We start from the raw sequence: 23,818 nt of genomic DNA, 5'->3' as shown, positions 1-23,818 counted from the left end.
CAAGCACCATGATCTGACACATCCAAGCCAACTAGTCTAAGCATGGATGTAACTAATGATAAAAATCCCTAGGAACTTAAGCTGCGCGCTCTAAGGATAGTGTTCATTGTTGATTATTATCCCCATCTGGGAGTCTTTTCTTTTACTGCTTGAGGTTGGTAGCTATGAAAACAATGAACTAATTAACATTGATGACTGATTTATTTTCCAACAACACTATTACATATAAATCCGGAATAATTGACATAATTCACGTAAACTTTACTCAATATTTAAACTAATAAAGGGTTTATGAAAAATATTTTGATAAGAGATAATTCAGAAGAGACTTGGTCAGCTAATATGTATTTAAATTTCCACCTCAAGTAGCGTGGCCAACGGCCAATCAATCCACTGGTGCAAGAGCAGGTGTAACTTCTGACCATCTCCCCATTTCACCAAAGCGCCCCTATTCACAATTTCAATATGTGAATAGGGGCTGCTCCATTATCAAGGATTTAAGCAACTTTTAATAAAGAGTCTTTTAGGCAAAACTAGACTCGAAACCTTGAGGGGGTGACAAGAAGGCTAAAAGCGATGCAGCTACCTCGTTTTTCTACACCCATTCGCCCGGTCACCCCACATTCAGTAAGGCTAATAATGCTGCTTGTCACTCCCTTTGGGTGAGGACTCGGGATACTCCCGACCTAGAGGCTGTGCTTTAGAACTATGCAGTCTTTTTTTTGAAAGCTGCACCTGTTCCCAAAGCACCTAATGCTAGTAAGCCCAAAATTGAAGCAGGTTCCGGAACGGGTGTTAGCTCAACGTTGTCAATCAGCAGTCCAGAGCTAACAAAAGTATCATCCTCGTCCAAGACTCCAAATCCCAAACTAAAGCTTCCGGAGGTCTCAAAGGTATAAGAAAAACTCTGAAAGCCAGTCTCTTCAAAGAAAGGTGTCACAAAATCTGTCAAAGATTCTATGAATAGTGGGGAGTTGGTGTCAGCTAGCCCATCTACCATTTGAGAGATGCTGACGAAGGAAAAATCGTTATAAATTTCTGGATTAACAAAGGGAAAACCGGGAAAATCTTCTGGATTCAAAGATGATGTAAATTCATTGGTGAGAAAGTTCCAATCAAAAGTCAAAATATCTCCGGCATGGGCGGTGAAGGTTTGTTGAATTGCAGAACCCTCTGTGGGAGTGTCTACATTGGGAAGATTAGGGATAGTAGCTAAGCTTCCAGCTGTTAATCCTAGAAATGTTTCTATATCCGAGACAGGAACTGTGACAGGAACTGTGACAGGAAATGTGTTAAATACACCAGTACTTAGTAGAGCTTGGAAGTCTCCATCGGTTGGACCACTTCCAAACGCTTCTGTCTCAATACTAGTGTCGCCTATGGTTGCCCATTCGGTGAAATCACCAGTCTCAAAACTGCCATTGAAAATTGCCAGGGCTGGGTTAGCACTTAAAAGAGTTGCCGCACTAACTAAACTTACTGTACCTGAGCATAGGGTTAAAACATTGAACAATTGACGAGTAGACATAAAATTGATTGCTCCTTTGTTAGGGAAAATGCTATGGTTTTCGCGACGACACTATTTGCTGGAACTATGTCTTGATGCAGCGCGGCCAAAGGGGGTTTATCCCATGAGCGACTGCATCGGTTTGGAGAGTATTGGAAAATTCCTTAACAAGTCAGATCATCTAAACATCAAGGGGCTCAAATCAATTAATTCTAAAATCTAGAGCCTCTTAATAAGCAAGCACCATGATCTGACCCATCCAAGCCAACTAGTCTAAGCATGGATGTAACTAATGATAAAAATCCCTAGGAACTTAAGCTGCGCGCTCTAAGGATAGTGTTCATTGTTGATTATTATCCCCATCTGGGGGTCTTTTCTTTGACGGCTTTAGGTTGGCAGCTATGAAAACAATGAACTAGTTAACATTGATGACTGATTTATTTTCCAACAACACTATTACATATAAATCCGGAATAATTTAGCTACTTAAAGTAAAATTCACTAAATCTTTAACTTAATAAAGTTTTGATGAACAATCCTTTGATAAGAGATAATTCAGAAGATATAGCATTTACAAATAGGTCATAAACAATATTGCTGATTTTTCATAACATCAAAAACTATTCGGAGCTCTTTCCTACTGTTCCCAGATCCGCTGTTCCCTGTTCCCTGTCTTGATGCAGTCCTATACATCTCAAATAAAAACGCTATACTTGGTAACCTAAGATGCATTTAAATTTCCACCTCAAGTAGCGTGACCTACGGTCAATCGCGTAGTGTGGCCAACGGCCAATCGTTGCCGTAGCGTGACCAACGGTTAATCCACTTGTGCAAAAGCCGGTCTACCCTCTGACCATCTCCCCATCTCCCCAAAGGGCCCCTATTCACAATTTAAATGTGTGAATAAGGGCTGTTCGATTATTGATGTTGACAGAATAGGACTTAGAGACTGTTTATAAAGTAAATCTTAAGACAGCTGAAATCGCTGACTATTGGTGGGTTAGGGCGGACAGCTCTTTTAATCCGAAGTTCCCGACTCCCGACTCCCGACTCCCGACTCCCTGATAAACCAAAGACACTATTGGCGAAGTCTCTGGTTAACGGTCAACGGTCAACGGTCAACAACAAACTAGATCGGGTACTGACTTTTAACACAGGAGTACCCATTTACCACTAACCTGTACCCGTTAGCAAGAAACGGGTACAGGTTTCTCCTATAGTAGTACTCGTTTCTCGTTAACCAGCTTGTAGGGTGGGCAAAAACAGTTTGGTTGTTTTGAGTATTCTAGATCAAAGAAGTTTGCCCACCCTACTGACTCTACTGAGATCAGCTTGTAGGGTGGGCAAAAACAGTTTGGTTGTTTTGAGTATTCTAGATCAAAGAAGTTTGCCCACCCTACTGACTCTACTGAGATCAGCTTGTAGGGTGGGCAAAAACAGTTTGGTTGTTTTGAGTATTCTAGATCAAAGAAGTTTGCCCACCCTACTGACTCTACTGAGATCAGCTTGTAGGGTGGGCAAAAACAGTTTGGTTGTTTTGAGTATTCTAGATCAAAGAAGTTTGCCCACCCTACTGCTTAACCCTCAACCTTCAACCCTTAGACCAAACTTGGTACAAGACTGGTGAGATGGGGATACAGAGGAAAGCGATCGCATAACTGTGCCACACGCTGCCGACATTGATTTGCCACTTGCTCATCCTCTGGATTCAGTAAGCGATCGGCAATAATATTACCAATCTCAGTAAATTCTGCCACTCCCATGCCCCGGGTAGTCATGGCTGGGGAACCTAGGCGCAAGCCACTGGTCACAAAGGGCGACTCTGGGTCAAAGGGAACAGTATTTTTGTTAGCCGTAATCTTGACACCGCTCACCAGTTGGTCAGCTCGCTTACCTGTCATACCAATAGAGCGCAAATCTACCAGTAATACATGGTTATCTGTACCACCAGAAACAATCTTTAACTCCCGGTTTTGCAGTGCCCTTGCCAAAGCCTTAGCATTTTCAATCACGTGGGCAGAATAGGTTTTGAATGCTGGGGTCAAGGCTTCCCCAAACGCAACAGCTTTACCAGCAATCACATGTTCCAACGGACCTCCCTGAGTTCCCGGAAACACTGCCTTATCGAACTTTTTACCCAAATCCGATTGATTGGTCAGAATCAAGCCACCCCGTGGACCACGCAGGGTCTTGTGAGTGGTAGTAGTGACCACATGGCAGTGAGGAAGGGGGTTAGGGTGATGACCAGTGGCAACTAAACCAGCAATGTGAGCCATATCCGCCATCAGGTAGGCATCCACTTCATCAGCAATGGCGCGGAATTTTTCAAAGTCAATGATTCGGGGATAAGCGGAATAGCCACAAATAATCAGTTTGGGACGCTCTTTCAGAGCAAGTTCCCGAATCTGACCATAGTCCAATTGCTCAGTCTCCTGGCTGACACCGTAGTGACACACCTCAAACCATTTGCCGGACACATTGACTGGTGACCCATGAGTCAGGTGTCCGCCATGGGACAAATCCATCCCCATAATCTTGTCACCAGGTTTGAGTAAGGCTAGAAATACCGCAAAGTTAGCTTGAGCGCCAGAATGGGGCTGCACATTGGCATGAGCAGCACCAAAAAGTTCTTTAGCACGGTCAATCGCTACTTGTTCGACTTTGTCAATGAACTCACAGCCGCCATAGTAGCGCTTTCCGGGCAATCCCTCAGCATATTTGTTAGTTAGCACTGAGCCTTGTGCTGCCATCACCGCTGGGGAGGTGAAGTTCTCACTAGCAATAAGTTCCAGATGCTCCCGTTGACGTTGGAGTTCTTCTCCCAGATAGGTGGCTATCGTGGGATCGGTTTCGGCGAGAAAATCTAAATTAGTTTGAGTCACTTTCTTTACTTCTAGGATCGATCACGTTTGCTAATTGACACAACAACCTTAAAGGTGTATATGCTTACAAAAAATCCTCTGAGGCAATCAAGCCCTGTCTAGGCAGGAGCGGGAATCAAAAACTGAGGTAGCGCTTTGATGCACGGGTTTATCCCATCAGCGACTACCGGTAGCTAAATAGCAGCTTTAGTCGCCCTGAAGATTTTTTGGCAGGTGGTTTGTTTGGACACGACCCTTAAACAGGACTTACCCAGTAACTCTACCTACAGGGTGGGTTATTAACGCACCCTATTACTTATCCCTACTACTTATGCCTACTACTTATTCCTACTACATATGGGCGTTTAATGCCCAGTTTTTCGCCAGCTTTCCAAAAGTCCTGTCAAACAATTCATTGGTAAGGATGAGCTGAAAGCTTGAGTTTGAAACGATTCAGAGTCAGATTAAGCCAAGTTTTAGCCAAACTTAAAGTTTTTATTATATTATTAAAAGTTATAGTATTATCTAAATAATGCAATACCTAGCATCTAGAGTATCGAATAAGATAGGAATAGCATTGAACAACAGTTCTAATCAACAGCACTAATAAACAAAACTTAAGCACTAAGCTGATTAGTTAATAGTTTCAGGATGAGTATGGGTGGTATAGTGAGCAAATAAACACCAGTAAACACTGTTTCCTATCCTTCAGTCTGCTGTTGAGAAGAAATAAAAGAATCATGCTTCGGCATCAGCCCTGATAGTGTAATGGGATTAGTGCTATGTTAGTCATTCTAACGGACAACCAAGTAATTTCCCCCGACCTTGTCTGTCAATGTTGTTTACTGGCTGACCCAAGTGGTCAACCTCGCTGGCATCAAGGCAAATTGGTCTGTGGTCATGTGCTCAAGAAGCTCAGTGAGAAGCAAGCTCAACAGTATGAGTGTGAAATGGGCTTCCGTCTGGTCAATATGGATTGACTTTTCTAGTAAGCGATCGCGTAGCGTGACATGCAGGTCAATCCCATTTCAGGTCGCTCAGGGGTAGAGTGTTGTGCTGCGCTATGCTGAATAGTAGTTAGTTTACCCTTTATCTGAACATCTTCAAGGAGAAAGCACCATGACTTGGCGCGGGTCAACAGATGTTAAAGACCGGATTTTTGCAGCCCTTCCTTATCTACTCCCTCTAATTGAGGTTTTGCCCTTTGGTGAATTTATGCTAGAACAGTTTCCCATTCTGAAAATTATTTACCTGCCACTACTACCGTTGATTTCACTCTACACTTTGCCTTTCGTGGGGTTAATTATTTTCTTTGTTTTATTCTTAGCCGTAGTCAGAAACCCACAAATCAGCCATTTTGTTCGCTTTAACACCATGCAAGCGATTCTTTTAGACATTCTTTTAGTTTTGTGTCGTCTATTGTTGCCAATTTTAGTCCAAGCACTAGGGGTTAACTTGCTAACAGAAACCTTATATAATATAGTATTTTTAGGAATCCTTGCCGCCTGCGGCTACTCCATGATTCAATCATTGATGGGCCGTTACGCAGAAATACCAAGCCTTAGTCAAGCCGTTTACAGCCAAGTCCCCTAGTCTTGCCTAGTCTTGACCTGTGAAGGGCGTGAGCTCACCGTATTTTCCAACTGACCAATTCCCTCAATTTCCACCCGGACGCGATCGCCAATTTCCATTGGTCCTACCCCTTTGGGTGTACCCGTAAGGATCACATCTCCTGGTACTAAGGTCATCACCTGGGAAATGTAAGATACCAAAACATCTGGCGGAAATACCATTTGACTAATTAAAGCTGATTGAACTGGCTCAGGGTTGTCATTCAGAAATGTCTGCAATTTTGCCCCAGCACTCAACTCCCGGACTATCCAGGGTCCAAGGGGACAAAAGCTATTAAATCCCTTAGCCCTGGTCCACTGGGCATCCCGCTTTTGTAAATCCCTAGCCGTTACGTCATTAGCGATCGTATAACCCCAAATTTTGGATTGAGCTTCGTCTGGTGTGCAGTCTAAGCAATAGTCACCGATTACCAGTGCTAACTCTCCCTCATAGTCTACTCGCTGAGACTGAGAAGAGGGATGACCTCGTCTGAGTTTTAAGACAGCTTGATAGCTCGTTTCCCCGAACGCGCCCCGCGTCGGCTTTGCCGAATCCAAGAGACCCTGTGCAAAATTCATCCCACACTCATGCTGCGCATGTTCGTTGTGGGGCTTCTTTTGCCGGAAGCTAATTACTAACTACTAACAACTACTCATAGCCCAAATGTTTCCGAGCCGCTGATGTGGCGACGCGACCCCGAGGTGTGCGGTGCAGGAAACCAATTTGTAACAAATAGGGTTCATAAACCTCTTCAATGGTTTGAGCATCTTCTCCAGTAGAGGCTGCCACTGCTTCTAAACCAACTGGTCCGCCATTGAACTGTTCAATCATTACCTTTAGCACTAGTCGGTCTGTCCAATCTAACCCCATCGGGTCTACATTAAAGATTTCCATGGCTTGAGCTGCTACATCCTGGTTAATTTGCTCAATGCCTTTGACTTGAGCATAGTCTCGCACTCGCCTCAGGAGTCGGTTAGCAATTCGAGGTGTGCCACGAGACCGACGGGCAATTTCCTCAGCACCATCTTCCGTTACTGCTGCCTTGAGCAGTTGAGCTGTCCTGGTTACAATTAAACTCAATTCATCGATCTCATAGAAGCGTAAGCGTTGGATCATACCAAAGCGATCGCGTAGGGGTGAGGTTAAGGAACCTACTCGGGTGGTTGCCCCCACTAAGGTAAACTGCGGCAGAGGAATACTACGGGTTTTGGCACTCTGACCCTTACCAATAGTGATATCCAATCGATAGTCTTCCATGGCTGGATATAGTAATTCCTCTGTCATGCGCGATAAACGATGGATTTCGTCTATAAATAAGATATCCCCAGGCTTGAGATTAACCAGAAGCCCCACAATATCTCGTGGACGCTCTAAGGCAGGTGCAGCAGTAATTTTACAATTCACCTCCATCTCAGTTGCCAAAATTAGCGACATGGTTGTTTTCCCTAATCCTGGTGGTCCATACAACAGCAGGTGATCCATGGCCTCATTTCTGGCTTTGGCGGCTTGAATGCCAATTTCCAAAACTCCTTTGAGTTCTTTTTGTCCGATGTAGTCGGCTAAGCGTTGCGGTCTAATACTCTCTTCCTGATGACCAATTTCCTCAGCGGTAGCCGTTGCTAGCAGTAGGTCTCCATCGCTTTGCGTCTGACGGGGTTTACTGCGACCTTTTCGCTTCTTGCTAGATTTGGGTTCTCTATCTGGGTTTTGGTACTGTTGTCTAAAAGACGTTATGGCCATGGGTCATACTTCATCCTTCATACTTCATACTTAGTTTACTTATGCTGGCTAAGAGAATCTTACCGTGCCTCGATGTAAAAGCTGGGCGAGTTGTTAAAGGGGTCAACTTTGTTAATCTTAAGGACGCTGGTGATCCAGTGGAATTAGCACAAGTTTACAATGATGCTGGTGCAGATGAGCTGGTGTTTTTGGATATAACTGCTACCCATGAAGACCGAGACATTATTATTGATGTAGTCTACCGTACAGCCGCACAAGTGTTTATTCCCTTGACGGTGGGGGGTGGGATCCAATCGCTAGAAAATATTAAATTATTATTAAGAGCAGGAGCCGATAAGGTGAGTATTAATTCGGCTGCTGTACGCAATCCGGACTTTATTAATCAAGCCAGCGATCGCTTTGGTAATCAGTGCATTGTAGTTGCTATTGATGCTCGTCGTCGGGAAGATCCTGATAATCCTGGTTGGAATGTTTACGTGCGAGGAGGGCGTGAGAACACTGGTATTGATGCGATCGCATGGGCAAAAGAGGTGGCACAACGGGGAGCTGGGGAACTTTTGGTTACTAGTATGGATGCGGATGGAACCCAGGCTGGGTATGACTTAGAGCTAACCCGCACTATGGCTGAACAGGTGGAAATTCCTGTGATTGCCTCCGGTGGTGCTGGCAACTGCGATCATATTTATCAGGCTCTGACTGAGGGCAAAGCTGAAGCGGCGTTGCTAGCTTCCCTGTTGCATTATGGGCAACTGAGTGTATCTGAAATTAAAACTTATTTGAACCAGCACCAAGTTCCGGTGCGATTGCCATAGTAGCTTAATCGATTATTCTTCCGAAATATTTAAGTTTTGTTGTGTAGTATTAAGTAGTTTAATGGTTTGCAGCGATTTTTATAGCTGCTAAACTAAATATGGATGCAATATTAATTTTTGTAAAAAATGCTGGTGATAATTCTAATATTTGATGTCGCCTTGGTGGCTTGGTCACTGCACCTGATGCAGGAAGCCTTTGATACCCAAGAGTTCTCTCTGATGCTGGCTGGTACCTTAGTAGCTATGTCAGCAGCAGCCATGTTAGTTGTTTATTTTCTGATGAACAGCTGTATGGGGTATATTACCCAAATGGCTCAGTCTCCCAGCGTATTCTACTGATCGAGATAATTTCATTCTGAAACTACTTGACTTAGCTGAGCTATCAAGGTATACTAGTTGATGGACTATAAAATTGCGGGGTTATAGCTCAGTTGGTAGAGCACCTCAATGGCATTGAGGGGGTCAGCGGTTCGAATCCGCTTAGCTCCATATTGTTTAAATATTGATTAAAGGCTGAAGTCTTTTAGCCTGAGGGGTTGCCTTAGGGTAGCTTGGCTATAAGTCTTCAGTAATAAGGTTAGAATTTGTTGACGGTTGGCGGTTGACGGTTGAGGGGAAACTCTTAAAACAAGCCTTGGGAGTGACGAGGGGGGAAAACCCGTGAGACTTGATGGTGAGATGTTGAGATTAAAACCTCTTTATCGAAGACGAATTCGCTGTAATCGGCGAGGTCATCTAGACCAATCAAATTTAGGATGATCTCAGCCACTAGCCAGGTGCTGACTTTCACAAATACATTGTTCCACTGATGATTCATTGCTCTGAGGTTTAAACATTTGGTAGGTAGAGGTTTTGTCTGGCTTCTGTTTGTTCAGATGTACCTAAATCTCTACTTCAATTCCAGAGCGACGAATCCGCAAAAAAGTCAAAAATTTTTATTTAATAAAATTTCCGATATTGATTGGTGTTGAGAGTTCACGGTTGAGGGTTGACATTTGATATCACTTTAGGTTAATTACTTTGTTTAGAAGCGATCGCTGTGTTGATACAGTCGCTCATGGTTTTGGGTCTGTGTGCGGAACCTGCATCAAGACACTGTTTTTGTCAATTCTTTTGATTTTCCTGTTGCCATATCAGCTGTTCCTGGCTTCTGCAAAAAGCCTAGTCAACCTTCACGCTCCCTTCAGGATTTCGATGGGATCCCCTTGGTGCAACACTTTACCGGCTTCTGAAACAGGCACGTTTGTATTCACGCTTAATTTGTAGAAATGATTGAAACGAGCGCTGGTTGTCCAGGATGGTAGGGTTTCCTTGCGTCTCGCCATGAAAGTCTTTTGGAAATTACCAGTAGCTTCTCCGGTCTGAGGGTCTCGTGCTAAAACAATACAACGTTGACAGGGATTAATTCCTTCTATCAAAGCTTCCCCTACTTTAAACTGAATAGATTGTCCTGATTCGGTAAACAATTGGTCTTCCCAGAAAGCGGGAACTCCTCCAATTTCTAGATTGGCTCGAACCCGACGTCGTATGTCTTCAGGACTTATTTCAGGGAACCAAGAAGCAACGGTTTCAATGGTAGCGCTACTAATAATAGTAGGACCAAGAGCATTGGTATCGTCTGGAAAACCAGTGCTGGTGTTCTGCACTACTTTAACTGGAAAATCGAAGTAATCCTTTAACCAAGCTTCCAGAGCAGTTCGCCCGTGATCAATATGAAAGGTAATGTTTTGGTTTGTGCCCTGAATCTGTAGCGATAGCAATTGGGATTGGATATCGAAGACCGACCGCAGCAAGTGAACTTTGGCATTGCGCTTACCATTGACAAATTTACCTTGCTGATCGAATAGGGCAAATTCCCGGTCATGCTTTAGGGCACCACTTTTGAGAAGAGTGGCGGTTTGGAGTTCAATCCGATCTAGGGATTTAATCGGGTAGATATAGATAGCTTTAAGGTAAGGTTGTGTCATGATAGCAGTTCTGAATTGGATGAGGTACTCAGTAGGAGTGGGTTTTAGGGAGCAGGGAGTAGGGAGCAGGGAATAAAATTGAAGTGTGCTTCACGCTTACTAGGAAACGGGATAAAATAAACCGAACCAAAATACTGTTAGTGCTTGCTATTATTAGCATTACGCTTTGTCTAGTAATTTGTGGAGCAGACAATTGGGTTGATTTAGAAGCCCACGAATAAGCCAAATATATAGGGTTTTCCCCGAGTTGGCAATCATGAAGCTGAATCAAATTCTTAATCAAATCAAAGTCTCTCTAACCCCTTCGTCAACTAAAAATCATTACCAAAAGGTTGAAGAAATAGCCTATAAACTTTACCAAAATCGCCTACTCGTAAAAGGGGAAGGGGATGCGGAGCAAGACTGGGATAAAGCTGAGCAAATTGTTAAAAATCCTTTGACGTTAGCCTTGTTCAAGTGCCATCAAACTTTCATCAGCATAGAAAAAAAGTTTTTAGAGCCTGTTCTGGATTATCTGAATAGATTAGCATTGCTAGAAATTTTAGGACTAATTGGTAATCTATCTCTACTTGTTGGTGTGATTGTCTTTATTGGTGGTGAGCAGGATAGACGAAATGCTGAAGTTTATCAGGCATGGCAAGTAGTTACAGCAGCCTATGACCAAGCTGGCAGTGGCGGCAGAATAGAAGCTTTGGAATTCCTAAACTCAAGACCAAGGCGTATTCCCTGGTTTTGGTTGACCTGGCGGAGACAGAGCTTAGAGGGTTTAGAGGCTCCAAAGGCTTATTTGAGAGGAGTCAAGCTCTCTGGTGCAAACCTAGCTAACGCTATTTTACAAGACGCTAATTTATCTGAAGCTAATTTACAGAAAGCTTATTTATATAAAGCTAATTTACAGAAAGCTTATTTATCTAAAGCTAATTTACAAGACGCTCGTCTATATAGAGCTAATTTACAGGGAGCTAGTTTATCTGAAGCTCAGTTACAGAAAGCTCGTTTATATAGAGCTAATTTCCAACAAGCTATTTTAGATGCAGCTAATTTACATAACGCTAGTTTATTAGTAACTAATTTACAGCAATCTTATTTAGAGGAAGCTAACTTACAGAAAGCTATTTTATTTAAAGCTAATTTATCAGGAGCTGATTTATCAGGAGCTAATTTACAGCAAGCTCGTTTATCTAGAACTAATTTAAAGGAAGCTGATTTATCGGCAGCTAATTTACAAGGAACTGATTTATCGGCAGCTAATTTACAAGACGCACTTTATTCAGACAAAACAACATCGGAAGCTGCATGTGAAAGACTTTACATTACCTATCCTTGTCCCACCATATTTCCTGAAGGTTTTGACCCTAAAACTGCTGGCATGAAATTAATCAAGGAAGAGGAAGATATACCTGAAGGATATAATTATTAAGATTCAACACTAAAAGTTTGAGGGTTGATCAGGACATACCTTGAAGTAAACCTCTTGCTTGCAAAAACTATAAGGATTCTGAAGCTTACTGACAGGATACGAAGCAATTTTAATTATACTATCACTGTCCACCAGACCAGTCTACTTTGTCTAATACTCATTGAGATAATGGGGAATTATTGAGGCGATCGCTACCCTATCCTAATTCCCCGCTAAGGTCTACTATGGTAGAGTGTTGCAACAATCCTAAGCTGTTACTCTACCTCCCCCAACCCTTCAATAGTCGCCATCAGAATATTCACTAGCGGATGGTCAATCGATTCCTTGAATGCATCTACTCGTCCAGATTTCAGGGAATTGATTACCTTAACTTTTAGTGTTGGGTTATTCTCAATTTTGTCAACAACTTCACCTACAACTATAATCTTCTCTTTGTTTGTTGTAGTGGGATTAGTCTGGGAGACTTGGTCTAGAAGTTGTTGGATTTCTTCTGCTGCTTCAACTAGGGTTTGCTTATGCTCGTTGGCTATTGATAGATCAGCAGTTACAGAATTTTCAGCTATGCCTCCTATATTTCCAGCGTTATAAACACTCTTACTAAGATTATTGAAACCGAATATCTTGCTATCTCCAGGCATAATAAAATGTTCTCCTTGATTAATGAAACACTTACTTTTTAGAGTAAAGCACACCAATCGTGTGTTTAGACACAAACTGATTGGGTTTTTCGTTTTCGTCTAGGGACACCCAGATCGATTCAGTCAGGTTAGCAGCTATGTTGTCTTTATATTGTTGATAATGTTGATCCTTAAGGTTAAAAGAAGCCATGTACTTCAAGTCAGGTTTTTGTGTATTCTGTGTCCATCCATAAATCCTCAACTCGTAGTTGCCAACTTGTAAATCAAATTCTTTTCCTCCTAATTCAGGACTCCAATCGAACCGAACTATTTTATTTACTGAAGAACGTGCTTGTACTGGAATCGGTTGAGCTAGATTTTCATCTTGAAAATTTCCGGCACTCTCGATTTTAACGAAAGTAGTCCATGCCATGTCGTAAAAATTGTCATTATCTTTTCTGCCAACAACTAAACGAATCCGTTGAATGGTTCCTCCTTGAGGACTCCAATTGTAGAAAGTTATGGGAAGATTGAAGCCTAATCCGACAATATTTTTATTACCAGTTGGGACAGTAATGTATGTAGGAAAAAATATAATGTTTCTTCCCAAAGACAGCTTAAGGTTAGCTTTCCTGAAATTTGATGTATAAGCTACAGCTATAGATACAAGTAAACTAAATAAAGCAATGATAATGGTAATAGGATCGTCTGACTGCACGTTTGTTCTAGTGCTTTTATTTATTTGCGGTGCAGGTGACGACGAAGGTTGTTGAGCTATTAGCTCAGTAATTTCATAGTTGTTATGAGTCCGAAACTGCATAGTTATTAGTATCTATTACCAATAATATATAACTAAGAGGTTGTCTGAGAAGTCTCATTTGCTACATCCAAGCCCCCTAAATCCCCCAATTTTGGGGGACTTTTAGAATAAAATTGACTCTTTTTCCCCCCAAAGTTGGGGGGCTAGGGGGGCAAAATCCAGTATAAAAAAACTTTTCAGATATCCTCTAAGGTGGCATGATAACATTATATCATGTCCGGTTGACTAATTATTCTATACTTTGCCTACTAATGGGTACTATATAATTAGTAATTGGTAGTTTAAGATTAGGGATTATTTCGTAAGGGATTAACCGGACTGGATATTACTCAAATCTAGAACCAGCTGCAGGCTACTATTCAATCAAGACTTGCTTTACCCAAGCTACATCTGCGGTCGATAAAGGTGGTGGCGGATCTTGACTATAATCAATCGCTAAATCATAACTCCCTTGGTCGTATAGATTATGTAATAATTGTTGTAAATTAACGGTAGGTTCTCGATCGCCTGGTTGGAGAGGTAAAGGAAACGAAGGGATTGCTTGGGGGAGATTGAAGGCATATAAATCCGCTTGGGGACGTTCTTGAGAACGGCTGACTACGATGCGATAGTGGCTCTGGAAGGCTTGAGTATTCATAGCCATCGGTTTTCCTTGACGCAGTAAATCAATTTCCACTAAATGGGTTAAGCTATCTAAGATTTTTTGCCGTTTGGTTTCATAAGTGCTGCGCCCTTCTGCAGACCGTTTGTTTTTGGGAGAAAGAATTTCGATAACAGTAATTACTTTGCCAGTTTCTACCTTTCGCACTTCTAAATACCACTCCCTAACCGTTTCAGTCATCGGTAGAGCAATCTTCATTGGTTTGACCCTAGGAGCAGCAACGGTAACCAGAGCTGAGGGTTCTTGGTGGTTGCTTTGAGAACTTTGAACGACTACATGATCTTTTCGGGCGGGCAGGATGCCCACTCTACCTAGCATCGAATCATCACCAGTAGCGTTGTAGACTCTTTCCTCAATTGCTACCCGATACTTCGGACGTAGTTGGGGGTTCAGGCTTTGGGCAATCAGGACAATTAGCCACTTGTGGACTTGTGACCAATATTCAGGTTTTTCCAGGTAGGGATTCATCCCAGGAAAGGGTGAAGGCATATTGTGTATTGAGGCGGTGAAGTGGTATAATTCCTAGATTAACGAAGAAGTCTGGCTCTTTGGTAGCTGCAACCTGGCCAGTATTTTTCGGAAACTTCCGGAAAATCACCAGGATTTGACGATGTGTTATACCAATTTATAAAATTAAGTGGTATAATAGCGTCTAAATAAAATTAATCTTAAGACAGCTAGGGTCTGGGTTAACCCCCTAAGCTGCTATATCCTTAGGATTTAAGCAACGTTTAACAAAAAGTCTCTCAAAGTCTTACTCTGTATAGCTTTGAGATTTTAATAATTCAGTTTTTACTAACTAGCATCTGAATGCCTAAAAGTTTTGCCTAGCAATACTCTTAGGCATTTTTTTTGAGAAATTAGCATCCCTTGATAGCAAAGAACCATTATGAATCAAGTTGACCTAGCCTTTACTCCAGCTCTAGACCAAGCCCAACTGATCCGCAAGGGTGAGATATCACCCCTGGAATTAGTCCAACTCTACCTTGAACGCATCGAAGCATTAAATCCCCAACTGGGCAGTTACTTCACTGTGGCGTCTGACATGGCACTTGCGGATGCTAAAGCCAAAACCGAACAACTTGCCCAAACTACCGATACCTCTAAACTCCCTCCATTTTTTGGTGTCCCGATTGCCATTAAAGACCTCAGGGCTGTAGAAGGACTCCCTTGTAGCTTTGGTGTTGCTGCCCTCAAAGACAATATTGCTAACTATGATGATGGGGTAATCACCCGCATCAAGCAAGCTGGATTCATTATTTTAGGTAAAACCGCTACCTCTGAACTGGGTTCCTTACCCTATACCGAACCCCCAGGATTTCCACCGGCTCGCAATCCCTGGAATCTGGACTACACACCAGGGGGGTCTAGTGGCGGTTCAGCTGCAGCAGTAGCAGCTGGCTTATCTCCCATTGCCCAAGGTTCCGATGGTGGGGGTTCCCTGCGCGGTCCAGCCTTTTGCTGTGGTTTGGTCGCCATTAAACCGACACGAGGTCGTATTTCTTCCGCTCCAGTAGGAGACTTTCAAAGTGGTATTGCTAGTATTGGTCCGATGGCACGGACGGTAGCTGATGCAGCTGCTTTACTGGATGTGATGTCTGGCTATATTACTGGAGACCCTTACTGGTTACCTGACCCAGAGATATCGTTTCTAGAGGCTACCCATCAACAACTGGATAATTTGCGGATTAGTTTTGCCACATCGATTAAACCGATGGGAGAAGCGTCAGCTGTATGTGAAAAGATTGTGGTGGAAACGGTGCAGCGACTGGAAGGGATGGGACATCTGGTTGAACGGGGTTGTCCAGATTTCAGTGACATAGTAGAACCATTTAAGACAGTATGGCAAGCTGGGGTAACGTCAGCAGGAATTCCCCTAGAAGCCTTAAGTCCGATTAATCGCTGGATTGCTGAACAATCCGGTACTGCTGGGGAATACTTACAAGCGGTGACTAAGCTACAAATTATAGCCCGTCAAATTGTGGGATTCTTTAACACTTATGATGTGCTAGTGTTGCCTACTTATTTACATCCACCGATTCGGGTAGGAGAATGGGACGATTTGAGTTATGAAGAAACCTTGGAGAATATTATTAATTGGATTGGACCGTGTCCACCATTTAATGCTACTGGACTTCCTGCGATCGCAATTCCTGCTGGTTTTGATGACAAGGGTTTACCTGTCGGAATTCAGTTAGTGGGACCTCCAGCATCAGAAGCAACACTATTGGCATTAGCGGCTCAGTTAGAAGCAGCAAACCCTTGGAGTCATCATCGTCCCACTATAGCAACGGAAGTATAGTTTAGGACATACTATTTTGCTTTAAAGGGAACAGGGAATAGGGAACAGGGAACAGAAATATGTCTGAACCTTGACTTCGACTGCTATAAAATCTAGAATTTACAGGACTTACGCCACATATGAGTTATTTCTCCATCCGACAAGTAGAGTCATAGCGTAAGTCCTGATTATAAGTAAGTCCTGATTTAAGAGGTCTTGATTTAAAAGGTTAATAGTAAACCGTCAACGGTCAAGAATGCTTAGACTTTTTTCAACCAGCTAAACATAGCGCGTAAGTCTTTACCAACTTCCTCGACGGGATGTTCTTTATTCTGACGGCGCATAGCAGTGAAGACCGGTTTACCTCCCTGATTTTCCAAGACAAATTCACGGGCGAATTGACCTGATTGAATTTCTTTGAGGATTTTACGCATCTCGGCGCGAGTTTCATCAGTAACAATCCTTGGCCCACGGGTATAGTCACCATATTCAGCAGTGTTGGAGATGCTATCCCGCATGTTAGCTAAACCACCTTCGACGACTAGGTCAACAATCAGTTTGACTTCATGAAGGCATTCAAAATAGGCCAATTCTGGTTGATAACCAGCAGCGACTAGGGTCTCAAATCCAGATTTAATCAATTCACTCAAGCCGCCACACAATACGACTTGCTCACCAAATAGGTCAGTTTCTGTTTCTTCCCGGAAGGTAGTTTCAAGAATCCCGGCACGGGTACCACCAATTCCTTTGGCGTAAGCCATGGCGCGATCGCGTGCTTGACCTGTGGCATCCTGGTAAACAGCAAATAGACAAGGTACCCCTTCTCCCTGTTCATAGGTGCGCCGCACCAAATGTCCTGGACCTTTGGGAGCAACCATGATCACATCTACGAACTCTGGGGGAACAATTTGACCAAAATGAATATTGAAGCCGTGGGCAAAGGCAATAACATTACCCTCGGTCAGATTTGGCTCAATTTCTGCCTGATAAATGGTTTTTTGCACTTCATCGGGCAGCAGGATCATCACCAAGTCAGCCGCTTTAGCAGCATCAGCCACTGTGTGGACGGTTAAGCCTGCTTCTTCAGCTTTCGTCTTAGACTTACTACCTGGATACAGTCCCACGATCACATTCATACCACTTTCTTTAAGATTAAGGGCGTGGGCGTGACCTTGAGAACCATAGCCGATGATAGCTATAGTTTTATCCGCCAGTAGGTCTAGGTTAGCGTCGGTATCGTAATACATCTGAGCCATTGCAGTTTCTGTTCCTTTTTTGCTGGTCATTGCAAACTTACCATGATACCGCAAAACTGATCTCAAGCCTGGCAGGTGAGATACCTTTTTATCGATCAATCCATCACCACATTACCCCATGTGTGGATACAGGTCTTGGATGGTAATGATAAGTATTTCTAATTATAAATTCCTAAGGATTTTGCCAAAGTTATCTGAGGGAGATAGGATCTTTAAAAAACCTGTTAAACCTAGATATTAGAGCATTTTCATGGATCGGTTTTACAGCTAACTCTCTGGTGTAGATACTTGTGAAAAATATATAAGTAAAACTTATCGAATTGGGGATTAAGCCTTTCATTCTTAATCGGTCTTAATCTACTGAGAGTTTTCCCGTAGTATCAGAGATGGAGTAAAAATAAGCATGCCAAGCTCCTTGAACCAAAGGATAGGCTTTTGCCGTATACTCACAACGTCTCTACTATTGTTTTAAATCGAGAGGATTACTAAAACATGGCAACTTACAAAGTCACCTTGAAAACACCAGATGGCGAGTCAACCCTTGACGTTCCTGAGGACGATTACATTCTCGACGTTGCCGAGGAGCAAGGTGTAGATCTGCCTTATTCCTGCCGTGCGGGTGCCTGCTCTACCTGTGCTGGCAAAATAGAGAGTGGTACTATTGATCAGTCAGACCAATCTTTCCTGGATGATGAGCAAATTGCGGCTGGCTACGTTCTGACCTGTGTGGCCTACCCCACTTCTGATTGCACGATCACTACTCATCAAGAGGAAGCACTGTACTAAGTACTACTATAAGTACTAATAACAGAGGGGAAGTAACAGAGCTTACAAGTTGGGTGTTTTACTCTTTGAGCTCTTTACTTCCCCATCGCCGAAAATCGGGTGATGAGATGATTAGGTAATAGGGTGATGGAGAAATCACGCGCTTATTGCTAAATCAAGGAGGAGAAGGAGGTAATTTTCCTGAAATTATTCCGTATCTTCCCCTTCTCCCCCCTTTTACCCTTGATTAGACTAGGGTGTTACTAGTGCGCTGGCATTTTGCCAGAAGATAATAGAATTGTTCAAAGGCTGAATTTGAGTACCAGGATAATAGAAGCTGAGAATTTTTTCTGCGGACCAACCGAGTTTAGCTAAATTTTGGGAACCGTGTTGGCTGAAGCCAACCCCATGTCCAAAGCCGCCACCTACGAACACGAAGCCTTTGAGGGTTTGGTTGGCTTTGTCATAAATCGGGTCTACGTAGAAGAGGGTGCTGCGGGGAGGACCAAAGGCGCTGCGGGCTTCATTTTTACTCAGCTCCAGGATACCCCGATCCGTTGTTACCGCCATTTTCAGCACTCGTCCTGCTGGTGAACGCTCTACCACTTCCATATGCTCAATGGTAGTGAAGTTGGCAAGGGGGTGTTTGGTTTTTTTGAGATAGCGTTGTAAATGGCTGGTGACTTGTTTTAAGCTATTGTTGTACTTCCAGCGGAATAAGTAACTATTGTCAGTCTCATTAAATCCTTGCTTCAAGTTCATGAACTCACGGAAATTTTGTTCGTCTGCTAAGGATTTTTGTGACAAATTCCAGAGGGAGTATGGGGAGTCTACCACTGCTTTTAAGTAAGGACGTTCTGACCCATTCCAAACATCACTGAAAGGCGCACTGATTCCACCAGTTGCAGCGGAATACAGGGCATCTACTAACTCATTGTTGTAGGTCAGCACTAGACCTTTAGTGGCTGCGATCGCACGGTCAGCCACTGGATTGGTTTGATTTATTCCGAAATAAACCTGGCAGTGAGTATCCGCACAGAGTTCGTAACCGTCAACATTAAATCGGCGTCGGTTCCGCAAGGCGTAGGTGCGAGCAATAATGCTCTGAGCAGCTACGGTTGAATAGCGTGCTCCAGCTCCAATTTCATGAGGTACCACACCCCGCAAGTAGCTTTCTAGAGGTACCTGATTTACTAAAGTATAGTCACCATAGGCATTGGGCTGGATGCGTAGACTACCAGGATAAAGTCTTGTCCTACGGTTATTTTCTCCTTTGCTAACCCAGATCAGATTTTTACCAGCAGTAATATCGATTTCCCGTCGATGGTAGCGATAGTTACCAATCACAAAGGAAGCATGGGGCACCTCGGTGACAACATTAGTATCAATATAGGCAGTAGTATCACCTTTGGCTTTGATACTTGCTAGCAGTAGACGTCGCAATAAAGGCGTTTGATAAACACTCCGTTTTGCCCACACCTGCCAGCGGTCAGGCTTGGCAACTTCCACCTCAATCCCCTTTTCCCGCCATTTATTGGCACTATCTTCTGCAGTTTCAAAGGTCCCATGGTTACTCAAGACCACGTACTCTTCGATCTGGGGCTGCTGTAACGGTTTATTGACTATTTCCAGCTTAAGGCTGCTAAGCTGCTTGGTTTTCGGTTGCATATCACCGCCTAAAAATTTGACGGTTAGCTGATCGTCCGGGGCAGCTTTCAGGGTGAGCTTGTCAGTTGGTTCATCTCCAAAGCGCTGCACAACTCCCACTTTTAGTGGGATATCTGAGGCTTTGGCAGCTAACCCTGATAGGATAGGTAGTCCCCACAACGATAGTGTCATCAACGGTATGAGGAAATGGGGATTGGAAGCTGGGGAATTGAGAGAGATCGGTTTTTTCGTGAACCCCACTATCCAATTGCGAAACCGACCTGTCTTACCCGATGCCGTATTTTGATGCGAATTCAAGTCAAACGCTTTTATTGTCATTAGCTTAGTTTTTAAAGTACCCAATCCATAATTCCCATTCCCCGATTCTAGATCCCGAAAAGTACGATCCTCCACAGGTATTGTTACCCTAACCAGGTCTGGTCATGGTCTTTGGTTTGGGATTGGGATGATTTGGTTGAAGATGCTGCCCGCAGTTACCTGTTGGGATTACCTCTATTGATTACTTCGAGCTAACAACACTTCCCCTTGCCTGATTCGTTGGGCAGCATCTAGTAGCACGTCTTCTAGATAGGGTTTGGTAAAATAGCCTCTAGCACCGAGATCAGCAGCTACTTTCCGGTGTCGATCAGCACCACGAGAGGTGAGCATGGCCAGGGGGATTTCACACAAATCTGGGTCTTTTTGAAGGCGAGATAGGAGTTCTAGACCATCCATTCTGGGCATTTCAATGTCACAGAATACGATCTCGCAAGGCAAACCAGACCGGAGTTTATCCCAGGCTTCTTGACCATCACGGGCTTGTTCTACCCGATAACCAGCTTTACTGAAGGTCATAGAAAGGAGTTCACGGACTGTGATTGAATCATCCACAATCAAAACCATGGGATCAGATTTGATCAGATTGACCTCGGCTCCGCTAGCAGTCGGAGTTTCCATCCTTTGCCAGATCGCAACACCACCATCTTTACGAATCCGACCCATAGCAAGGTCAATCAGTTCTAGAACGTCAGCAATGGGCATTACTCGACCATCCCCTAAGACGGTCGCCCCGGTAATGCCTACTGGCTTCGGTGCAGGGCCTTCGATTTGCTTAATAACAATTTCTTGCTCCCCTAATACCTGATCAACCTCTACGGCGAGCATGTTACCTGTACTGCGCAGTACCACCACAGAAATCAGGTTGTCTTCCCGTTGGCTGCCATAGACACTAGCCCGGCTGAGTTGGCTATGGTAGGTCAGCAACTCTGAGAGGGGCTTGAATGGGATCTGGGTGTCCCGCCATTGAAGAAAGGCTTGACCTTGGGAATTGGTCTGAATGCAGTCAGGGGAGACATCCTGCATGTCTTCCACCCCATCCATGGGAAAAGCAATTCTGGCGCGATCGCTTACACAGCAGAGGGCTTTACAAATACTCAGGGTCAGGGGTAAGCGAATGGTAAAGGTGGTTCCTTGGCCGAGAGTAGAGTCGATAGTAATGGTTCCCCGAATTTCACTTAAGCAGGTGCGCACCACATCCATACCTACTCCTCGACCTTTGGTATCAGTCACTTTCTCAGCAGTGGTGAACCCAGGGTGGAAGATAAAATTGAACAACTCCAAGTCGCTCAGGGTTTTTGCCTCAGTTGGGGAAATGAGATTCTTTTCAAGGGCTTTAGCTCTAATTCGATCTGGATCAATGCCCCCCCCATTATCCGAGATGGAAATCACCGTCTGATTTCCCTGGTAGAATGCTCCGAGGGTGATTTTACCCGCCCTAGGCTTCCCCGCAGCCAGCCGTTCCTCTGGTAGCTCAATCCCGTGGGTAATGGCATTGTTGACCAGGTGGGTCATAGGATCATAGAGGTGTTCCAAGATCATTTTATCAATCAAGGTTTCCCGCCCCTCAACCTGTAGCTCGGCTTCCTTGCCTTCCTGCAAGGAAATTTCCCTAACTGCACGGGGCATTCGGTCTGCTGCCTGGGCAAAGGGCACCATACGCGATCGCGTCAGTCCTTCTTGGAGTTGATTAGTTACCTGTCTGAGGGTACGAGTTACTTGGTCGGTTTCATCCACCAAAAACTCAATGTCAGATGCCGACTCCTTAACCCGGACAATCAGCTCAATGATCTCTTGGGATAGCAAATGGAAGCCTGTAAAGCGGTCCATTTCCAGGGGGTGATAGTCTTCTTTGCTGGTGCAATTCTGGTTTCCTTGTTCCCGTTCTTGGATGCTTGTAGTGCGGTAAATCCTACTACTAGACAATAGGGAATTTTCCAGCAGGGTTCGCTCATACAAGTCCCGCATTTTCAAACCCACATCGTTGAGGCTCGATACCTGATGGGATAAATTATCTAAGAATTGCCGCAGCCGTTCTTGATCTTGCTCTAAGCTATTGCGACCAACCACCAGTTCTCCCACTAAATTGCTCAGGGTGTCCAGTTGTTTAACCGGTACCCGCATGGTTTGTTCAAATAGCTTAGACCTCGGACGCCTTGTTTGGCGAGACAGATCCTGGTTCATCCCTCCTGGGATAGCAGAGATGCTTTGATTTGCCTGCTCTAGCAAGTGCTCGATTTCTTTAAAGTCATCCTCTACTGAATCCACCTGATTGGTTTTCGGGGTTTCTTGGTCTAGGGAGTGGTTAGGTTCAGGGCTACTAGTTTCATTTAATAGGAGTTCTAGTTCATCAAATATTCTTTTCTGCTCTGATCCCACCTCAGCAGTGGGTAAGGTCACATCCAGAGGTTTTATACTGTCAAAATCAACGTTTTGGTAATGTGCGGTAGCTTCTGCCAACAGCTGCTCTAATTGCTGCCATTGATCTTGGGTTGTTGGTAATGGTTTTGGTGATGAATCTGGTAATTTGTTTGATTTTATGGGATGGGATTTTCTATTTTTTCCTTTGACAGTTGGACTACGAGTGGGTGTAGACGGCTCACTGGGTCGATCTGAAGTCGAGGTGGGCTTTGGAGACCCTGTGGTTGATGGGGAATTAATTGCTGGCTGTTCATGGTTTGCAGGGGGGTGATTTGGAATCAGCTCCAAGTCATTGACCAGATTGAAATCTTCATTCAGGTCGGTGTGGGTGGGGTCCGGGTGTGGGGTGCTTGGTGGGATAGGCTGCTGTTTGCCCATCCCATAACTATCTAATTTGGTGGGAGGAGTACTTTCCGAGCTTGAGCTATTTTCTTCAAAAAAGGTATCATCAAATAAACTACTTAATTCGTCCGCTGGGTTAGTTTTTTGAGTTAGGCTTCCCTCACTACTCCCAAAAGAAAGTAATTCTTCAAGGTCTTTATCTGTCAGGCTTGGAGTAAGGTTAGGTTGACTATCCTTTCGAGTTGACTCCCTTGACTGTAGTAACTCAAAGGCTGCTTCTTCTGGAAATTCCTCATCGAACAAACTGAGTAAATCTTCCTCGGTAGACTCTGCTGCCTCCGGAATTTCCAACTCATCAAGTTCTTTAATCAGGTCAGATAAATCCTGTGGTTCGTCTGTAGTGATAGAATTGTCTGATTGGCTAGACAACTGCTGGTTATCTGGAGCGATAATTTCTTCTTCTTGCCAGGTTTGATCCAAATCAGGGGTCTGACCTTCAAAGATATCAGCTAAGCTATTTAGTTCTTCCATGCCAACTTTCGGTTCTCCAGCATCATCGGTCTGGTATGGGATGATATCAGTAGTTGGTTTTTCCACTTCCTCTATATCAGGTATATCTTCTAGGAAGTTATCTAGGTTAAATTCGTCTTTGATTACTTCTGGTGGCTGAGCATCTAGGTTGTTAGACATTCGGAAAGCATTAATTCCACATAGGCGCACATTTTTGACCTTTTGCCTTGGCAAGTTCGCCGGT

At 43.8% G+C, this 23,818-nt stretch carries 18 protein-coding genes, 1 tRNA gene and 1 pseudogene; 8 read left to right on the top strand and 12 right to left on the bottom strand.

The window, feature by feature from the left end; genetic code table 11:
- Positions 1 to 706 precede the first annotated feature (706 nt).
- Together F6K57_RS01040 and glyA are read right to left on the bottom strand one after the other, a co-directional pair.
- Positions 707 to 1,528 (bottom strand): PEP-CTERM sorting domain-containing protein, encoded by an 822-nt coding sequence (locus tag F6K57_RS01040; protein WP_293064024.1) that lies wholly within the window; start codon positions 1,526 to 1,528, stop codon positions 707 to 709.
- Between the two features lie 1,577 nt (positions 1,529 to 3,105).
- Positions 3,106 to 4,389, bottom strand: coding sequence for a serine hydroxymethyltransferase (glyA, locus tag F6K57_RS01035; RefSeq protein WP_293064023.1), 1,284 nt, complete (start codon positions 4,387 to 4,389; stop codon positions 3,106 to 3,108).
- 761 nt (positions 4,390 to 5,150) lie between these two features.
- On the opposite strand from glyA, the gene F6K57_RS01030 reads away from it, so the two are divergent.
- Both F6K57_RS01030 and F6K57_RS01025 read left to right on the top strand, forming a co-directional pair.
- On the top strand, positions 5,151 to 5,348 hold the full coding sequence (locus F6K57_RS01030) for a hypothetical protein (protein WP_293021609.1): 198 nt from the start codon (positions 5,151 to 5,153) through the stop codon (positions 5,346 to 5,348).
- 139 nt (positions 5,349 to 5,487) lie between these two features.
- Positions 5,488 to 5,961 (top strand): Tic20 family protein, encoded by a 474-nt coding sequence (locus F6K57_RS01025; RefSeq protein WP_293064022.1) that lies wholly within the window; start codon positions 5,488 to 5,490, stop codon positions 5,959 to 5,961.
- On the opposite strand, the pseudogene F6K57_RS01020 reads toward F6K57_RS01025, so the two are convergent.
- Positions 5,958 to 6,452: pseudogene (locus tag F6K57_RS01020) on the bottom strand (fumarylacetoacetate hydrolase family protein); the annotation flags it as partial. The gene F6K57_RS01025 and the pseudogene F6K57_RS01020 overlap by 4 nt on opposite strands.
- Before the next feature lie 175 nt (positions 6,453 to 6,627).
- Positions 6,628 to 7,719, bottom strand: a complete 1,092-nt coding sequence (gene ruvB / locus F6K57_RS01015) for a Holliday junction branch migration DNA helicase RuvB (protein ID WP_293023226.1) — start codon at positions 7,717 to 7,719, stop codon at positions 6,628 to 6,630.
- Positions 7,720 to 7,760: 41 nt separating this feature from the next.
- Here ruvB and hisF point away from each other — a divergent pair, with 41 nt between their 5' ends.
- The 3 genes from hisF to F6K57_RS01000 all read left to right on the top strand — a co-directional run bounded on the left by hisF (position 7,761) and on the right by F6K57_RS01000 (position 9,020).
- On the top strand, positions 7,761 to 8,531 hold the full coding sequence (gene hisF, locus F6K57_RS01010; RefSeq protein WP_293064019.1) for an imidazole glycerol phosphate synthase subunit HisF: 771 nt from the start codon (positions 7,761 to 7,763) through the stop codon (positions 8,529 to 8,531).
- Positions 8,532 to 8,657: 126 nt separating this feature from the next.
- Positions 8,658 to 8,870 (top strand): hypothetical protein, encoded by a 213-nt coding sequence (locus F6K57_RS01005; RefSeq protein WP_008183028.1) that lies wholly within the window; start codon positions 8,658 to 8,660, stop codon positions 8,868 to 8,870.
- A gap of 77 nt (positions 8,871 to 8,947) precedes the next feature.
- Positions 8,948 to 9,020: transfer RNA gene (locus tag F6K57_RS01000), tRNA-Ala, on the top strand.
- A 133-nt stretch (positions 9,021 to 9,153) separates the two neighbouring features.
- On the opposite strand, the gene F6K57_RS00995 is transcribed toward F6K57_RS01000, so the two are convergent.
- Together F6K57_RS00995 and F6K57_RS00990 are read right to left on the bottom strand one after the other, a co-directional pair.
- The gene (locus F6K57_RS00995) at positions 9,154 to 9,348 is read right to left on the bottom strand and encodes a hypothetical protein (protein ID WP_293023221.1); all 195 of its coding nucleotides are present in this window, start codon (positions 9,346 to 9,348) and stop codon (positions 9,154 to 9,156) included.
- Between the two features lie 355 nt (positions 9,349 to 9,703).
- On the bottom strand, positions 9,704 to 10,498 hold the full coding sequence (locus F6K57_RS00990; RefSeq protein WP_293064017.1) for an MOSC N-terminal beta barrel domain-containing protein: 795 nt from the start codon (positions 10,496 to 10,498) through the stop codon (positions 9,704 to 9,706).
- Positions 10,499 to 10,754: 256 nt separating this feature from the next.
- On the opposite strand from F6K57_RS00990, the gene F6K57_RS00985 reads away from it, so the two are divergent.
- The gene (locus F6K57_RS00985; protein ID WP_293023217.1) at positions 10,755 to 11,918 is read left to right on the top strand and encodes a pentapeptide repeat-containing protein; all 1,164 of its coding nucleotides are present in this window, start codon (positions 10,755 to 10,757) and stop codon (positions 11,916 to 11,918) included.
- A gap of 254 nt (positions 11,919 to 12,172) precedes the next feature.
- Here the strand turns inward: F6K57_RS00985 and F6K57_RS00980 are convergent, their stop codons facing one another.
- From F6K57_RS00980 to F6K57_RS00970, 3 genes are all read right to left on the bottom strand, one after another.
- Positions 12,173 to 12,556, bottom strand: coding sequence for a hypothetical protein (locus F6K57_RS00980; RefSeq protein WP_293023215.1), 384 nt, complete (start codon positions 12,554 to 12,556; stop codon positions 12,173 to 12,175).
- 31 nt (positions 12,557 to 12,587) lie between these two features.
- Positions 12,588 to 13,253, bottom strand: a complete 666-nt coding sequence (locus tag F6K57_RS00975) for a hypothetical protein (protein WP_293023213.1) — start codon at positions 13,251 to 13,253, stop codon at positions 12,588 to 12,590.
- A gap of 457 nt (positions 13,254 to 13,710) precedes the next feature.
- Positions 13,711 to 14,505 (bottom strand): DUF4058 family protein, encoded by a 795-nt coding sequence (locus F6K57_RS00970; RefSeq protein WP_293023211.1) that lies wholly within the window; start codon positions 14,503 to 14,505, stop codon positions 13,711 to 13,713.
- A gap of 400 nt (positions 14,506 to 14,905) precedes the next feature.
- Between F6K57_RS00970 and F6K57_RS00965 the strand changes: the two genes are divergently transcribed.
- A complete protein-coding gene (locus F6K57_RS00965) occupies positions 14,906 to 16,318 on the top strand; it encodes an amidase (protein WP_293064012.1) in 1,413 nt (470 codons plus the stop codon).
- Positions 16,319 to 16,557: 239 nt separating this feature from the next.
- Here F6K57_RS00965 and ilvC read toward each other — a convergent pair whose 3' ends face one another.
- Positions 16,558 to 17,553 (bottom strand): ketol-acid reductoisomerase, encoded by a 996-nt coding sequence (ilvC, locus tag F6K57_RS00960; protein WP_075905891.1) that lies wholly within the window; start codon positions 17,551 to 17,553, stop codon positions 16,558 to 16,560.
- 492 nt (positions 17,554 to 18,045) lie between these two features.
- Between ilvC and F6K57_RS00955 the strand changes: the two genes are divergently transcribed.
- Positions 18,046 to 18,339, top strand: coding sequence for a ferredoxin (locus tag F6K57_RS00955; RefSeq protein WP_293023207.1), 294 nt, complete (start codon positions 18,046 to 18,048; stop codon positions 18,337 to 18,339).
- A 231-nt stretch (positions 18,340 to 18,570) separates the two neighbouring features.
- Here F6K57_RS00955 and F6K57_RS00950 read toward each other — a convergent pair whose 3' ends face one another.
- Together F6K57_RS00950 and F6K57_RS00945 are read right to left on the bottom strand one after the other, a co-directional pair.
- Entirely contained in the window at positions 18,571 to 20,379 is a 1,809-nt protein-coding gene (locus F6K57_RS00950) for a SpoIID/LytB domain-containing protein (RefSeq protein WP_293043541.1), read from the bottom strand.
- A 99-nt stretch (positions 20,380 to 20,478) separates the two neighbouring features.
- Complete coding sequence (locus tag F6K57_RS00945; RefSeq protein WP_293064008.1) at positions 20,479 to 23,808, bottom strand: response regulator; 3,330 nt, start codon at positions 23,806 to 23,808, stop codon at positions 20,479 to 20,481.
- Positions 23,809 to 23,818: the final 10 nt, after the last annotated feature.

This window comes from Moorena sp. SIO4A5, from assembly GCF_010672005.1.
GTDB lineage: Bacteria > Cyanobacteriota > Cyanobacteriia > Cyanobacteriales > Coleofasciculaceae > Moorena.
Note: the sequence above shows the minus strand (reverse complement) of the source record. Positions and strands in the feature narration are given on the sequence as shown.

Coding starts and splice junctions, on each gene's coding strand:
- F6K57_RS01040 (WP_293064024.1), bottom strand. CDS start 1,528: ATGTCTACTCGTCAATTGTTCAATGTTTTAACCCTATGCTCAGGTACA.
- F6K57_RS01030 (WP_293021609.1), top strand. CDS start 5,151: ATGTTAGTCATTCTAACGGACAACCAAGTAATTTCCCCCGACCTTGTC.
- F6K57_RS01025 (WP_293064022.1), top strand. CDS start 5,488: ATGACTTGGCGCGGGTCAACAGATGTTAAAGACCGGATTTTTGCAGCC.
- ruvB (WP_293023226.1), bottom strand. CDS start 7,719: ATGGCCATAACGTCTTTTAGACAACAGTACCAAAACCCAGATAGAGAA.
- hisF (WP_293064019.1), top strand. CDS start 7,761: ATGCTGGCTAAGAGAATCTTACCGTGCCTCGATGTAAAAGCTGGGCGA.
- F6K57_RS01005 (WP_008183028.1), top strand. CDS start 8,658: ATGCTGGTGATAATTCTAATATTTGATGTCGCCTTGGTGGCTTGGTCA.
- F6K57_RS00995 (WP_293023221.1), bottom strand. CDS start 9,348: ATGAATCATCAGTGGAACAATGTATTTGTGAAAGTCAGCACCTGGCTA.
- F6K57_RS00990 (WP_293064017.1), bottom strand. CDS start 10,498: ATGACACAACCTTACCTTAAAGCTATCTATATCTACCCGATTAAATCC.
- F6K57_RS00985 (WP_293023217.1), top strand. CDS start 10,755: ATGAAGCTGAATCAAATTCTTAATCAAATCAAAGTCTCTCTAACCCCT.
- F6K57_RS00980 (WP_293023215.1), bottom strand. CDS start 12,556: ATGCCTGGAGATAGCAAGATATTCGGTTTCAATAATCTTAGTAAGAGT.
- F6K57_RS00970 (WP_293023211.1), bottom strand. CDS start 14,505: ATGCCTTCACCCTTTCCTGGGATGAATCCCTACCTGGAAAAACCTGAA.
- F6K57_RS00965 (WP_293064012.1), top strand. CDS start 14,906: ATGAATCAAGTTGACCTAGCCTTTACTCCAGCTCTAGACCAAGCCCAA.
- ilvC (WP_075905891.1), bottom strand. CDS start 17,553: ATGGCTCAGATGTATTACGATACCGACGCTAACCTAGACCTACTGGCG.
- F6K57_RS00955 (WP_293023207.1), top strand. CDS start 18,046: ATGGCAACTTACAAAGTCACCTTGAAAACACCAGATGGCGAGTCAACC.